The 14,640-nt window shown below is 74.2% G+C and carries 11 protein-coding genes and 1 pseudogene; 9 read left to right on the top strand and 3 right to left on the bottom strand.

The window, feature by feature from the left end; all coding sequences use genetic code 11:
• Positions 1-99 precede the first annotated feature (99 nt).
• From GA0070610_RS06825 to GA0070610_RS06835, 3 genes are read right to left on the bottom strand one after another with little or no spacing between them, the layout of a single operon-like run.
• Positions 100-783: a TVP38/TMEM64 family protein gene (locus tag GA0070610_RS06825; protein ID WP_088999231.1), complete on the bottom strand. Its 684-nt coding sequence runs from the start codon at positions 781-783 to the stop codon at positions 100-102.
• Positions 780-1,499, bottom strand: a complete 720-nt coding sequence (locus GA0070610_RS06830; protein ID WP_088999232.1) for a type 1 glutamine amidotransferase — start codon at positions 1,497-1,499, stop codon at positions 780-782. Before GA0070610_RS06830 ends, GA0070610_RS06825 begins: the two co-directional genes overlap by 4 nt.
• Complete coding sequence (locus GA0070610_RS06835) at positions 1,489-2,736, bottom strand: Mur ligase family protein (RefSeq protein ID WP_089003330.1); 1,248 nt, start codon at positions 2,734-2,736, stop codon at positions 1,489-1,491. The genes GA0070610_RS06830 and GA0070610_RS06835 overlap by 11 nt, the downstream gene beginning before the upstream one ends.
• A gap of 355 nt (positions 2,737-3,091) precedes the next feature.
• Between GA0070610_RS06835 and mraZ the strand changes: the two genes are divergently transcribed.
• The 9 genes and pseudogenes from mraZ (at position 3,092) to murG (ending at position 14,633) form a co-directional block, all read left to right on the top strand.
• On the top strand, positions 3,092-3,523 hold the full coding sequence (gene mraZ / locus GA0070610_RS06840) for a division/cell wall cluster transcriptional repressor MraZ (protein ID WP_088999233.1): 432 nt from the start codon (positions 3,092-3,094) through the stop codon (positions 3,521-3,523).
• 205 nt (positions 3,524-3,728) lie between these two features.
• Positions 3,729-4,842: pseudogene (rsmH, locus tag GA0070610_RS06845) on the top strand (16S rRNA (cytosine(1402)-N(4))-methyltransferase RsmH).
• Complete coding sequence (locus GA0070610_RS06850; protein WP_088999234.1) at positions 4,832-5,437, top strand: septum formation initiator family protein; 606 nt, start codon at positions 4,832-4,834, stop codon at positions 5,435-5,437. Before rsmH ends, GA0070610_RS06850 begins: the two are co-directional and overlap by 11 nt.
• 5 nt (positions 5,438-5,442) lie before the next feature.
• Positions 5,443-7,656, top strand: coding sequence for a peptidoglycan D,D-transpeptidase FtsI family protein (locus GA0070610_RS06855; protein ID WP_088999235.1), 2,214 nt, complete (start codon positions 5,443-5,445; stop codon positions 7,654-7,656).
• Positions 7,657-7,708: 52 nt separating this feature from the next.
• Positions 7,709-9,271 (top strand): UDP-N-acetylmuramoyl-L-alanyl-D-glutamate--2,6-diaminopimelate ligase, encoded by a 1,563-nt coding sequence (locus tag GA0070610_RS06860; protein WP_088999236.1) that lies wholly within the window; start codon positions 7,709-7,711, stop codon positions 9,269-9,271.
• Complete coding sequence (locus GA0070610_RS06865; RefSeq protein WP_088999237.1) at positions 9,268-10,692, top strand: UDP-N-acetylmuramoyl-tripeptide--D-alanyl-D-alanine ligase; 1,425 nt, start codon at positions 9,268-9,270, stop codon at positions 10,690-10,692. Before GA0070610_RS06860 ends, GA0070610_RS06865 begins: the two co-directional genes overlap by 4 nt.
• Positions 10,689-11,816, top strand: a complete 1,128-nt coding sequence (gene mraY / locus GA0070610_RS06870; protein ID WP_088999238.1) for a phospho-N-acetylmuramoyl-pentapeptide-transferase — start codon at positions 10,689-10,691, stop codon at positions 11,814-11,816. Before GA0070610_RS06865 ends, mraY begins: the two co-directional genes overlap by 4 nt.
• 298 nt (positions 11,817-12,114) lie before the next feature.
• Positions 12,115-13,527, top strand: a complete 1,413-nt coding sequence (locus GA0070610_RS06875; protein ID WP_089003331.1) for an FtsW/RodA/SpoVE family cell cycle protein — start codon at positions 12,115-12,117, stop codon at positions 13,525-13,527.
• Positions 13,527-14,633, top strand: a complete 1,107-nt coding sequence (murG, locus tag GA0070610_RS06880; RefSeq protein WP_088999239.1) for an undecaprenyldiphospho-muramoylpentapeptide beta-N-acetylglucosaminyltransferase — start codon at positions 13,527-13,529, stop codon at positions 14,631-14,633. The genes GA0070610_RS06875 and murG overlap by 1 nt, the downstream gene beginning before the upstream one ends.
• The last annotated feature ends 7 nt before the right edge of the window (positions 14,634-14,640 follow it).

Consider the following 14,640-nt stretch of genomic DNA (forward strand, 5'->3'; position numbering starts at 1 on the left):
GCGAACCGCGGGCGACCTGCCCCCGCCCCCGCCCCGCCGCCGTGCGGCGTCCGCCCCGCGCCCGATCTTGCGGCCCAGCGCGGGGCGGTGCGGGGGGCCTCAGCTCGGCCCGAGCCGGCGCTGCCGCTCGGCGCGCCACCAGCGCCGGATCAGCACGACGCTGGCGACGAGGCCGAGCGCGGCCGGCGCTGCGCCGAACCAGTTCATGTCGCCCGGGGAGGTGACCGCCGCGCCCACCGCCGCGTAGCCGAACGCGGTGGGCGCGGACGCGATCACGCTGCCCGCGAGGAACGGCACGACCCGGGCGCCGGTGGTGCCGTAGCCGTAGCTGACCAGCCCGAAGCCGGCGATCGGCAGCAGCCGTACGGTGATCACGCCGAGGACGCTCTGCCGGGCGAACCAGCCGTCCAGCCGGGCCAGCCGGCCGCGTACCCGCTCGGCGACGAACTCCCGCCCGAGGAGGCGGCCGACCGCGAAGCCCAGCGCCGCCGCGAGCAGGGCGGCGCCCAGCGCGTACGCGGCGCCCTCCAGCGCGCCGAAGATCGCCCCCGAGGCGAGCGTGATGAAGGTCCGGGGGACCAGTGCGACCAGCAGCAGCGCCCCGCCGAGGATCGCCGCCACGGGGGCGAGGGCGCCCATCCGGTCGGCCAGCCGGGGCAGTTGGTGCGCCTCGGGCAGGTCGACGATGAGCAGCACCGCCCCGAAGGTGACGAGCAGGAGCAGCAGCAGGGCGAAGCGGACGGCCGACGGCTGGCGCAGCAGCCGCCGGACGGCCGGGATCATGCCCTGGCGGCGGCCACCGCGGCGCGGCGCTCGGCGCGCAGCCGGTCCGACCAGGTGTCGTCCAGCGGCGGGAGCTGGTGCACGCCCGTGGCCCAGCGCAGCAGCAGGTCCGCCAGCGCGGGGTTGCGGGCCAGTGCCGGGCCGTGCGAATACGTGCCGAGCAGCTTGCCCCGCCACGCCCCCTCGGTGGCGCCGTCGTTGCCGACCCCGGCGGTGACCCGGGCCAGCGGGGAGACCCCCGGGCCGAGGTGGGTACGCCCACCGTGGTTCTCGAACCCGGTCAGTGCCGGTACGCCCAGCCGCGGGTCGATCTCGCCGGCCAACTCGCCGACGGCGCGCGTCGGCCCCCGGTCGGAGGAGAGGTCGAGCAGCTCCAGCCCGGCGCAGAGGGTGCCCTTGGCGAAGAAGGAGGTGCCGAGGAGCTGGTAGCCGGCGCAGACACCGAACACGACCGAGCCCTGGGCGACGGCCCGGTGCAGGCCGCCGTCGGCGAGCAGCCGCTGCGCGCCGAGCGCCTGCGGGCCGTCCTCGCCGCCACCGATGAGGTAGATGTCGGCGGTGGAGGGCAGGCGCTGGTCGGAGCGCACCTCCAGCACCTCGACCGGGAAGCCGCGCTGGCGCGCCCGGCGGGCGAGGATCAGCGCGTTGCCCCGGTCGCCGTAGGTGGAGAGCAGGTCGGGGTAGATCCAGACGATGCGCAGGCTCTCAGTTGACACGATCCAACTCCGCTCGGATGTCCTGGAACGCGGTGTAGTTCGCGATGACCTCCAGGCGCCCCGGGGGCACCGACCGGACGGCGTCGGCGAATGTCCGCACATGCTGGAAGGGCACGTCGTTGACCTCCAGCCGGACCGCGAGGTCGTACGCGCGGTCGCCGGTGATCAGCACCTGCCGGCCCCGTAGCGGGGCGAAGTCGACGTCGAAGAGCCACGAGGTGTCCAGCCCGTCGGGGTCCCGGGCGTTGATGGAGAGCAGTGTCGGGGCGACGTCGGCCATGTCGAAGGCCTCCAGCCAGCTGGCCGGGTTCTTCGCCAGCAGCAGCCGGATGTTGCGCCCGTCCCGGTCGACCTGGGCGTAGCGGCCCGCGACGGAGGTGACGGAGCCGAGCTGGAGCACGGCGTCCACGGGCCGGACGCCGAACTCGGCGGCGACGGCCAGCGCGGTCGCGGCGTTGCCGACGTTGACCTTGCCGGGGAGTTGGAGCTTGACCTTGTGCCACGCGCCCGTCGGGTCGAGCACGCCGTCGTCCTCCACCGTCCACTGCGGCTCGGGCCGACGCAGCGGGCAGCCGCTGCACCACCACTGGTCGTCGGAGCGCTGGATGGTGGAACCGCACTCGGGGCAGACCCAGGAGTCGTCGTGCCAGCGCTGCCCGGCGCTGAACCAGGTGACGTGCGGCGGGGCGATGCGGTGGTCGTGGTTGGGCGGCGGGGTGGCGGCCCACACCACCATCGGGTCGTCGGCGTTGGCGACGATGCGTACGTTGGTGTGCCGGACCAGCGCGGCGCGCCAGAGCTGCGCCATCATGGCGACCTCCTTGGCCCGGTCGAGCTGGTCGCGGGAGAGGTTGAGCAGCGCCACCACGTGCGGCTCGGTGGCGTCCAGCACCTGGGCGAGGTAGTGCTCGTCGACCTCCAGCACGGCGTAGGGCGTGCTGCCGGCCTTGGCGAGCGCCGAGGTGTGCCCGGTCGGCATGTTGGCGCCGAACGAGTTGGTGGCGACGCGACCGAGCACCCCGACCGCCGCGGCGGTGAGCCGGGTGGTGGTGGTCTTGCCGTTGGTGCCGGAGATCAGGGCGATCGCGCGCCCGGCCGACAGGTGGGCCAGCAGGTCCGGGTCGATCTTCAGGCCGATCCAGCCGCCGATCACCGAGCCGTCACCGCGCCCCGCGGCCCGCGACAGCGCCGCGGCGGTCCGCGACACCGAGCTGGCCACCTTTGCCCGCAGGGGCATCTTCGCGTCCGTCACCCGAGCGAGGTTACCGGACCGGCGACCCCGCCAGATCGCCGCCGACGGCGAACCGTTCGGCCGGGGTGGCCCGGCGGGGCGGTCGGAGCGCGCTCAGCCGGACGGAGTCGATCTATGTCGGAAAGCGGACCGGCCCCGGGACCCCTGCGGCCCTCCACTCCGCTCCACCCCCGTTGACGTGCTGTTTTGCGCGCCGAAACGCCGCGCCACGCGGGCGATTCTGGTTGCGGGTGGAGGGAAGTGGAGTAGAGTGGGGCCCAATGGTGAGGCCGGGAGGGCCCACCGGCCCGGGGGGTCAGCGGCGCCGCGAACGCCGCTCAAGGGCGAGGGGGTTGGGCCGATGTTCCTCGGCACCCACACCCCGCGCCTGGACGACAAAGGCCGGTTGATCCTTCCAGCGAAGTTCCGGGACGAGCTGGCGGGGGGTGTCGTGATAACCAAAGGGCAGGACCGCTGCCTCTACGCCTTCCCGATGCCCGAGTTCCAGCGGATCGCGGAGCAGTTGCGCGCGCAGCCGATGACGAACAAGGCGGCCCGGGCCTACAGCCGGGTCTTCTTCGCCAGCGCGCACGACGAGGTGCCCGACAAGCAGGGCCGGGTGACGATCCCGGCCCACCTGCGGGCCTACGCCGCACTCGACCGGGACCTGGTCGTGATCGGCGCGAGCACCCGGGTGGAGATCTGGGACAAGGCTGCCTGGGAGTCCTACCTCGCAGAGAGCGAAGACGACTTCGCCGACATCGAGGAGGGGGTGCTGCCCAGCGGTCTGTAGGGCGTGACGACGCCCGACGTACTGCGAGATCTCCACCCGCTTTCGAGTTCCTGGCACCCCTTCCCCGGTGCCAGGCGCACGATCCGATCGGAGGGCCGCGGCCTCCGACGGGCGGGAGCGGATGGGGATCTGGCGGTACGACGGCACGGCGTCGTCCGACGACGGACGCATGAAGGACGAGGGTTTCACACCAGTGGGGGTCGACATGGGGGAGCTACGCGGTACGCACGTGCCGGTGCTGCTCGAGCGGTGTCTCGAGTTGCTGGCCCCCGCGCTGGGCCGGGGCGGGCGGACGGTCCACGTCGACGCGACGCTGGGGCTGGCCGGGCACGCCGAGGCGGTTCTCGAGGCGCATCCGGAGACGGTGCTGATCGGGCTCGACCGGGACACCGAGGCGCTCGCCCACGCGCGCGTCCGGTTGGCCCGCTTCGCCGACCGGGTCCACCTGGAGCACGCCGTCTACGACGAGCTGCCGGAGGTGCTCGACCGGCTGGGCTACCCGGGCATCGACGGGATCCTGTTCGACCTGGGCGTCTCCAGCCTGCAACTCGACGCACCCGACCGCGGGTTCGCCTACGCGCAGGACGCCCCGCTGGACATGCGGATGGACCAGACCCGGGGGGTGACCGCCGAGGAGGTGGTCAACACCTACCCGCACCCGGACCTGGCCCGGGTGCTGCGGGTCTACGGCGAGGAGAAGTTCGCGGGCCGGATCGCCTCGGCGATCATCCGCGAGCGCGAGCGGGCCCGGATCACCTCGTCGGCGCGGCTGGCGGAACTGGTCAGGGAGTCCATTCCGGCACCGGCGCGACGAACCGGGGGACACCCGGCCAAGAGAACGTTTCAGGCTTTACGGATCGAGGTAAACAAGGAGCTGGCAGCGCTGGAGACGGCACTGCCAGCCGCGCTCGACAAGCTCAACGTGGGCGGCCGCATGGTGGTCCTGTCCTACCACTCGCTGGAGGACCGGCTCACCAAGGCGGCGCTCAGCGACCGGGTCCGCAGCAAGGGCCCGGTAGACCTCCCGGTCGAACTGCCCGGGTCCGGTCCGACGTTCCGGCTGCTGAGCCGGGGCGCCGAACTGCCCGGGGAGGCGGAGGTCGCCGCGAACCCGCGCGCCGCCTCGGTGCGGCTGCGGGCCGCGGAGCGACTCGACCCGGACGCTGCGCAGCAGGGGCGTACCGGCCGCGAACGGTACCGCCGGCGGGTGAAGGCGATGCACCAGCCAGGGGCGGGGACCGCAGGATCCGACACGGATCCGACGGACCCCGGGGGACGGGACAGGGACGGACGAAGAGGGGGAGGGACATGACGATTGACAAGCGCGACCGCCGGGACGTCACCGGCGGCGGGCAGCGCGCACCGCGGTCGGGGGGCCGGACCGCGGCGGAGCGGGCCACGCGCATCGGGACCGGCACGCCGCGGGCGGACCGCGCGAACCGGCAGGAGGAGACTCGCGCCCGGGGGGCGCGCGAGTTCCCGACCCAGGGCAGCGCCGCGCTGCGGCCGGCCGAGCGGCAGAACGCCGGCGCGGCGCGTCCGCCCCGACTCCGGGTGGCGCCGCCGCCGCCGGTGCGGGTGCCCCGGGCGCCCTTCGCCGCGCTGGTGCTGGTGCTGGTGGTCGGCGGGGTGCTCGGCATCCTGCTGGTCAACACGAAGATCAACGAGAACGCCTTCCGCCTGGAGAAGCTCCAGGAGCAGCAGGCCAAGCTCGACGTGGAGCAGCAGCAGCTGAACAAGGAGATCGCCGACGCGGAGGCCCCGGGCAACCTGGAGGCCCGGGCCCGCAAGCTCGGCCTGGTGGAGGCCGGCGAGCCGGCGTACATCCGGCTGCCCGACGGCAAGGTGATCGGCGTGCCGCAGCCGGCCGAGGGCCAGCCCTCGATCACCAGCCAGCAGGGCGCGGGAGGCTGACGACCGTGCCACCGAGATCGGAGGAACCGCGCCGGGACGCCACAGGCTCCCGGCGCGGTTCGTCCCGCAACGCCGGTGGCCGGGGCGCCGAACCGCGCTCCGGTGAGCCGGGGGTCGGTGGCATCTCCGACGCCCGGGCGTACACCCCGCGCGGGCGCACCGTGCGCGAGCAGCGCGCCGGCGGGCGCGCCGAGCCCGACGCCGACGCCGGCCCCGCCGCCCAGCGCCGCACGCCGCGCAGCACCCGCTCCGGCGACCCGTTCCGCCCCGCCCTCCAGGTGCTCGACGGCGGCCGCGCGGGCGCCGGCCGGGCCGGCCGGCGCGAGGCGGCGGGCCGCGCCGGCGTCGTCCGTACCGTCACGCCGCGTACCCCCCGCCACGACGACGAGCCGCCCGCGCCGCGCCGCCGCACCGCCGCGCGCCCCGCGCGCCGGCCGGACCGCCCGGCCGCCCGGCGACCGTCGCGCAAGCCGCCGAAGCCGCCCCGGCTGGCCGACCCCCGGCGCCGGCTGCGGCTGGGCACCGTGCTCACCCTGACGCTCTTCGCCGTCATCGGCATCCGGCTGGTCGTCCTCCAGACCGTGGAGACCCCGGCGTACGCGGGCGGCGGCGTCGCCGACCGGCTGCATACCGTCACCCTGCCGGCGGCGCGCGGCGCCATCTACGACCGGGACGGCGCCCCGCTGGCGCACAGCGTCGAGGCCCGCTACGTCTACGCCGACCCCACCCAGGTCAAGGATCAGCAGGCCACCGCAAAGGCGCTCTCCCCGCTGCTCGGCATGCCGGCCTCGGAGCTGGCCGAGAAGATGAAGCCGCGCAAGCGCGTCAACGGCGTCGACTCGCAGTTCGAGTACCTCGCCCGGGGGGTCGACATCGACCGGGCCCGGAAGATCACCGCGCTGGAGCTGCCCGGCATCTACACCCACCGCGACGAGCGGCGCGAGGTGCCCGGCGGGGACCTCGCGGCCAACCTGCTCGGCTTCACCAGCCAGGACATGGTCGGGCTGGAAGGGCTGGAGGCCCGCTACGACGACGTGCTGCGCGGCAAGGACGGCAAGCGGGTCTACGAGGTCGGCCTCGGCGACCTGGCCGCCCCGATCCCCGGCGGCTACAGCGAGACGACCAAGGCCAGGCCGGGCAGCTCGCTCCGGCTCACCATCGACCGCGACCTGCAGTTCATGGTGCAGCGGATGCTCAGCCGGCACATGGCGCAGAGCAAGGGCAGCACCGGTGCCGCCGTGGTGATCGAGATTCCCTCCGGCGAGGTGCTGGCCCAGGCCAGCCACCCCACCTACAACGCGGCGAAGCCCGTGCCGAGCGACCCGACCGACCGGGAGGACGCGGCCACCAGCTTCGTGGTCGACCCCGGCTCGGTGCACAAGGCGATCACCTTCGGTGCCGCGCTCCAGGAACGCGTGATCACCCCCGACACCACGCTGCCGATCGCCAACAGCATCAAGAAGGGCGACACCTGGTTCTCCGACACGCACCGCGCCGACGGCAAGCGGATGAGCCTGCCCGGCATGATGGCGTACTCGTCGAACGTCGGCACGATCCACATCGCCGACAAGCTCGGCCCCGAACGCCTCATCGACTACCAGAAGCGCTTCGGCCTCGGGGAGCCGACACGGGTCGGCATGCCCGGCGAGGCCAGCGGGCGGCTGCTGCCGGCCGACGAGTGGAGCGGGTCGTCGGCCGGGTCGGTGCCGATCGGGCACAGCGTGGACGCCACGCCGCTACAGATGGCCGCCGTCTACGCGACGATCGCCAACAACGGCACGTACGTGCAGCCGCGCCTGGTCAAGGAGGTGATCGGGCCGGACGGGAAGCGTACGCCGACCGATCCCCCGGTCACCCGGTCGGTGCTCAGCCCGGAGAACGCCGCCGCCCTGCGGCACATCCTGGAGGCGGTCACCACCGTCGAGGACGCCACCGGCAAGGCCGCGGCGATCCCCGAGTGGCGGGTCGCCGGCAAGACGGGCACCGGCTGGCGGCTGGTCGACGGGCGCAAGCAGCTCGGCGAGGTGGCCTCGTTCATCGGGATGGCTCCGGCGGAGAAGCCGCGCTACGTGATCGCGGTCTTCGCGCACACCGCCTCCGGTGGCGGCGGCGCCATCGCGGCCCCCGCGTTCCGGGACATGATGCAGTTCACGCTGCGTCACTACGGGGTGCCGCCGAGTGGGGAGAAGGCCCCGAAGTTCACGGTCTATCCGCGCTGAGCGGCCACACCGCGACATCATCGGTGAGTGCCGACGAACCACCGGGGCGGCTGTGCGGCCGGAACCGGACGACCGGGTAGGGTCTGACGCCGTGCCCGGCAATCCTCGTCCCCGTACCGTGATCGGTGTCCGGCTCGGCGACCTCGCCGCCCGACTCGCCGTCGAGCCCCCGGAGGGCGCCGCCGAGGTGGTGGTGACCGGGGTGACCCACGCCAGCCAGGAGGTCCGCCCCGGCGACCTGTACGCGGCCCTGCCGGGCGCCCGCCGGCACGGCGCGGAGTTCGCCGCCGCCGCGGCGGCCGCCGGCGCGGTGGCCGCGCTCACCGACCCGGCGGGCGCCGCGGCGGTGACCGGGGCGGGCCTGCCGGCGCTGGTGGTCCCCGACCCCCGCGCGGTCCTGGGTGACCTCGCGGCGACCGTCTACGGCGACCCGACCGCGCACCTGACGGTGATCGGGGTGACCGGCACGGCCGGCAAGACCTCGACGGCCTACCTGGTCGAGTCCGGCCTGCGCGCCGCCGGCCACACCACCGGCCTGATCGGCACCGTCGAGACCCGCCTCGGCGACCTGGCGATCGACAGCGTGCGCACCACGCCCGAGGCGACCGACCTGCACGCCATGCTGGCCGCCGCCCGCGAGCGCGGCGTCACGGCCGTGGTCATGGAGGTCTCCAGCCACGCGCTGGCGATGGGCCGCGTCGGCGGGGTCCGGTTCACGGTCGGCGGCTACACCAACTTCGGCTCCGACCACCTGGACTTCCACGCCGACTCGGCGGACTACTTCGCCGCGAAGGCGCAGCTGTTCGACGGGCGCTGCGCGGTCGAGGTGCTCAACCACGACGACCCCGCGCTGAAGTCGCTGTACCGCCCGACGACGGTCACCTACTCGGCGGCCGGCGACCCGGGCGCCACCTGGTGGGCCGACGAGGTCGGCGGCGAGGGGTACGCGCAGCGGTTCACCGCGCACGGCCCCGACGGGCTGGTCGTGGCGGCCGGCGTGGCGCTGCCGGGCCGGCACAACGTGGCCAACGCCCTGCTGGCCATCGCCGCGCTCGTCGCCGCCGGCGTGGATCCGCGCACCGCCGCCGCCGGGGTGGCCGAGTGCGGCGGGGTGCCCGGCCGGCTGGAGTTGGTGGACGCCCCCGGCCCGGTCCGGGGCGTGGTCGACTACGCGCACAAGGCGGACGCGATCGTCGCCGCGCTGGCGGCGCTGCGGGAATACGGCGCAGGCCGGTTGATCTGCGTGATCGGTGCCGGCGGGGACCGGGACCGGGGCAAGCGGCCGGTGATGGGCGCCGCCGCGGCGGAGGGAGCCGACGTGGTGCTGGTGACCGACGACAACCCGCGTACGGAGGACCCGGCGGCGATCCGCGCCGAGGTGCTCGCGGGCGCCCGGCGGGCCGGCACGACGGCCCGGGTCGAGGAGGTGGCCGACCGCCGGACAGCGATCGACGCGGCGGTCCGGCTGGCCGAGCCGGGCGACGTGGTCGCGGTGCTCGGCAAGGGCCACGAGCGCGGGCAGGAGATCGGTGGCGAGGTGCACCCGTTCGACGACCGCACCGAGCTGGCCGACGCGCTGCGCGTCCGCTTCGCCGACCCGGCAGGTCAGCGGTGATCCCGCTCAGCCTGGCCGAGGTCGCCTCGGCGGTCGACGGGCGGCTCGCCGGCGCCGACCCGCAGGCCCGGGTCACCGGTCCGGTCGAGTTCGACTCGCGCAAGGTGCGCCCGGGCGCGCTCTTCGTCGCCTTCCCGGGCGAGAAGGTGGACGGGCACGACTACGCCGCCGGCGCGGTGGCGGCCGGCGCGGTGGCCGTGCTCGGCACCCGGGAGGTGCCCGGCGTGCCGATGGTGCTGGTCGAAGACGCGCTGGCCGCCATGGGCCGGCTGGCCCGCGCGGTGGTCGACCGGTTGCCCGGGCTCACCGTGGTCGGGTTGACCGGCTCGTCGGGCAAGACCACCACCAAGGACCTGATCGCCCAGCTCACCGCGCGGCTCGGCCCGACCGTCGCCCCGCCCGGGTCGTTCAACAACGAGCTGGGGCACCCGTACACGGCGTTGCAGGCCGGGTCCGAGACCCGCTACCTGGTGATGGAGAAGGGCGCCCGCGGGGTGGGGCACGTGCGCTACCTCTGCGACGTGGTGCCGCCCCGGATCTCCGTGGTGCTCAACGTCGGGGTGGCGCACATCGGCGAGTTCGGTTCGGTGGAGACGATCGCGCTGGCCAAGGGCGAGCTGGTCGAGGCGCTGCCCGCCGACGGGCTGGCCGTGCTCAACGCCGACGATCCGCTGGTCGACGCCATGGCCGCCCGTACGGTCGCCCGGGTCGTCCGCTACGGCGAGGCGGCGCACGCCGACGTGCGGGCCGAGGACGTGACGCTGGACGACCGGGGGCGGCCCGCGTACACCCTCGTCACCCCGGAGGGGACCGCGCCCGTACGGCTCGGGCTGACCGGCCGGCACCAGGTGTCCAACTCCCTCGCCGCCGCCGCGGTGGCCCGCGAGCTGGGCATGCCGCTGGCCGAGCTGGCCATCGCGCTGGGCGCGCTGGGGCTGGTCTCCACCCGCCGGATGGACGTCTTCGAACGCGTCGACGGGGTGACCGTGATCGACGACTCGTACAACGCCAACCCCGCCTCGATGGCGGTCGCGCTGCGCGCGCTGACCGGCATCGGGCGGGAGCGGCGCACCGTCGCGGTGCTCGGCTACATGGCCGAGCTGGGCCCGTTCGAACGCGACGGGCACGCCGAGGTCGGCCGGCTCGCGGCCGAACTGGGCGTCGACCGGCTGCTCGTGGTGGGCGAGCCGGCCGCGCCGATCCACGAAGGCGCGACATCGGTAGGGGACTGGGGAGGAGAGTCGGTGCTGCTCACCGATCAGGCGGCGGCCGTCGAGGTGCTGCGCAGCGAGTTACGACCGGGTGACGTCGTCCTGGTGAAGGGCTCCCGGTACCGCACCTGGGAGGTGGCCGACGCGCTGCGCGCCGACGCCGCCGGGGACGGATCCGGCCCGACGGCGACGGGGGGCGGCGCCGCATGAGGGCGGTCATCGTCGCCATCGGGGTGGCCTTCCTGGTCTCGCTGTTCTGCACCCCGATCGCGATCAAGGTGTTCGCCCGGCTGAAGGCCGGCCAGCCGATCCGATCGAACCTCGGGCTCGCCAGCAACGAGGGCAAGAAGGGCACGCCGACGATGGGCGGCGTGGTCTTCATCCTGGCCACGGTCATCGCGTACGTGGCCGGTCACCTGGCCCTGACGACCCTGCCGGACGCGCAGATCGCCCAGGTCGAGCCGACCATCACCGCGCTGGTGCTGCTGGGGCTGATGGTCTTCTCCGGCGCGGTCGGCTTCATCGACGACTTCCTCAAGGTGCGCAAGCGGCACAGCGGCGGTCTCAACAAGCGCGGCAAGCTGCTCGGGCAGATCCTGGTCGGCGCGGTCTTCGGCGTCGTGGCGCTCTACTTCCCGAGCACCATGACCGACGCCGCGGGGGCCGAGACCAACACCGAGACCGTGGGCAGCACGACGCTCAGCTTCATCCGGGACATCCCGGCGCTGGACGTCACCAAGATCGGCGCGGTGGTCATCTTCATCTTCGTGGTGATGGCCGCGACCAACGGCGTCAACCTCACCGACGGCCTCGACGGCCTGGCCACCGGCGCCTCGGTGATGGTCCTCGCGGCGTACGCGCTGATCGCCTTCTGGCAGTACCGGCACTGGTGCGCCGACCCGAACTACACCCAGGACTACTGCTACGCGGTCCGTGACCCGCTGGAGATCGCGCTGATCGCCGGCGCGGCGGCCGGGGCCTGCGTGGGCTTCCTGTGGTGGAACACCTCGCCGGCACGGATCTTCATGGGCGACACCGGCGCGCTGGGCCTCGGCGGCCTGATCGCCGGCATGGCGATGTCCACGCGGACGATCCTGCTGCTGCCGATCATTGGTGGCCTCTTCGTGATCATCACGATGTCCGTGGTGATCCAGATCATCTCGTTCCGTACCACCGGCAAGCGGGTGTTCCGGATGTCGCCGTTGCAGCACCACTTCGAGCTCGCCGGGTGGAGCGAGGTCAACATCGTGGTCCGGTTCTGGATCATCGCCGGCATCGGGGTGGCCATCGCGTTGGGCCTGTTCTACAGCGAGTTCCTCGCCAACATGACCTGAGCCGGCCGGCAGGTTCCGCCGCGGGGCCCGGGCGCGTGTCGCCCCGGGCCCCGCGGCGCGTCCGGCCCCACGCGGCCCGGCGCAAGCCCGACACGCCGACCGGGCCGTTGCGCCGGTGACGACCCCGGGGAACCGCCATGATGGTCGGGTGGGGGAGGGACGAGGCATCGAGGTCACGGCGGAGGGGACGCCCGGGCGGTCGGCGGGAGGCAGGCGTACGCGCGACGCGCCCGCCGCGACGCGCGGGCCGGACGACCCCGGTCCCCAGGTGCCGCACGGGCTGGACGCCGCCGGCGGGCTGGCCGCGCTGCGCGGTCTGCTGGACCGCCCGTTGGCCTCCTACTACCTGCTGCTGTCCAGCGCCGGCCTGCTGCTGCTGATCGGCCTCACCATGGTCTTCTCGGCGACCAGCGTCCGGGACTACGCGGAGAACGGCAACGCCTCGACGTCCCTGGTCAAGCAGGCGATCTTCGCGGTGATCGGCATCGTCGCGTTCTGGGCGTGCCAGCGGCTGCCGGCGACGACCTACCGGTCCCTGGGCCGGCCGCTGCTGTTCACCGCCGTCGGCCTGCTGCTGGTGCTCAACCTGCTGCTCGCGTACGCCCGGCTGACGAACCAGGACTCCGCCCGGATCGGTCCGGTCGAGGCCCGGCTGCTGTGGCTCTTCGTCGGCGGCATCCAGGTGCAGCCCAGCGAGTTCGCGAAGTTCGCCCTGGTGCTCTGGGGCGCACACGTGATCGCCCGCAAGGGCGCCGCGCTGGGCTGGTGGCGCGAGCTGGCCACCCCCCTCTTCCCGGTGGTCGGCCTGCTCTTCGTCCTCGTCGGCTACAACGACCTGGGCACGATGCTCTGCCTGCTCGCCCTGGTGGTGGGGCTGCTCTGGGCCGCCGGGGTGCGGCTGCGGGTCTTCGCCGCGCTCTCCGCGGTGGGTCTGCTCGGCATCGGCCTGCTGGTCGCGGTGGCCTCGCTCGGCGCCGGCTCCGGCGAGACGGGCGAGAAGAACTACCGGCTGGCCCGGCTGACCGCCTTCATCAATCCGCCGCCGCCGGACCAGTGCAAGCTGGAGGACTGCTACCAGATCGCCCAGGCGCGCTACGCCATCGAGAACGGCGGGTGGTTCGGCGTCGGCCTCGGCAAGAGCAGCCTCAAGTGGCAGTGGCTGCCGGCGGCGGAGAACGACTTCATCTTCGCCGTGGTCGCCGAGGAACTGGGCGTCGTCGGGTGCGTCGTGGTGGTGGCGCTCTTCGCCGTGCTGGCGTACACCGGCCTGCGGATCGCCCGCCGGGTCGAGGACCCGTTCCGCCGGCTCGCCGCCGCGGCGGCGACCGCCTGGCTGGTCGGCCAGGCCGTGATCAACATCGGCGGGGTGGTCGGCCTGCTGCCGCTGACCGGCGTGCCGCTGCCGTTCATCTCCGACGGCGGGAGCGCCCTCGTGGTGACCCTCGCCGCGATCGGCATGCTCGCCTCCTTCGCCCGCGCCGAACCCGACGCCGCCAGAGCGCTGCATGCCCGTCCGCCGGCCCGATGGGTCCGACTACTCTGGGCCCCGTTGCCGCCGCTTCCCGGGCGGCGCCGCCGGCCGGCGGCGTCCCCGGCCGCCCGAGGGTCCGTGCCCCGGGCGCGGGAGCGGCGGGGAGACGACCAGGCCGCACCACGCGGGGTCCGGCTGGCCCGGACCAGGCGTGGGTCGGCGGACGAGAGGAGACGTTGATGGGTCCGCTGCGTTCGGTGGTGCTCGCGGGAGGTGGCACCGGGGGGCACATCTACCCGCTGCTCGCCTTCGCCGACTGCCTGCGCCGACACGACCCCGGCGTCCGGATCACCTGCCTGGGCACACCCAGGGGCCTGGAGAACGAGCTGATCCCGCCGCAGGGCTACGACCTGCGGCAGATCCCGGCCTACCAGCTGCCCCGCTCGGTGAACATGAACCTGGTCAAGACGCCCGGCCGGATGTGGACCGCGGCCCGCGCCGCGGGCAAGGTCATCGACGAGGTGCGCGCCGACGTGGTGGTCGGCTTCGGCGGGTACGTCTCCGTGCCGGCCTACCTCGCCGCCTGGCGGCGTGAGCTGCCGATCGTCATCCACGAGGTGAACGTGCCGCCGGGGGTGGCGAACCGGCTGGGCATGCGGTTCACCAACCACGTGGCGGTCGGGTTCCCGCACCAGCCGGCCCAGGCCGAGGCCCTGCGCGACGCCCGGGTGGTCGGCGTACCGCTGCGCCGGGGCATCGCCGGGCTGGACCGGTTCGCCATGCGTAACGCCGCCAGGGCCCACTTCGGCCTCCGCCCCGACCTGCCGGTGCTCTTCGTCGCCGGCGGCTCGCAGGGCGCCCGCTCGATCAACCTCGCCGTCGCCGGCGCGGCCAAGGAACTCGCCCGCAACGGGGTGCAGGTGCTGCACGTGATCGGCGCCCGCAACGAGCCGGTGCCGGTCCCGACCGACCTGCCGGTCCCGTACGTGACGCTGCCGTACCTGTCCGAGATGGAGGCCGGCTACGCCGCGGCGGACCTGATGCTCGGCCGGGGCGGGGCGATGACCTGCGCCGAGGTGGCCGCCATCGGGCTGCCCACCATCTACGTGCCGTACCCGCACAGCAACCAGGAGCAGAAGCGCAACGCGCTGCCCGTGGTGGAGGCCGGCGGCGGGCTGCTCGTCGACGACGCCGAGCTGACGCCGGACTGGGTCGAGCGGACCGTCATCCCGCTGATCCGCGACCCGCACCGGCTGCACGCGATGGGCGCCGCCGCCGCCGCGTACGGCCGCCGCGACGGCGACGAGGCGCTGCTCAACTTCGTCTACGAGGCGGTGGCCCAGTGATTGGGGG

Source organism: Micromonospora echinofusca (genome assembly GCF_900091445.1).
GTDB classification, from domain to species: Bacteria; Actinomycetota; Actinomycetes; order Mycobacteriales; family Micromonosporaceae; genus Micromonospora; species Micromonospora echinofusca.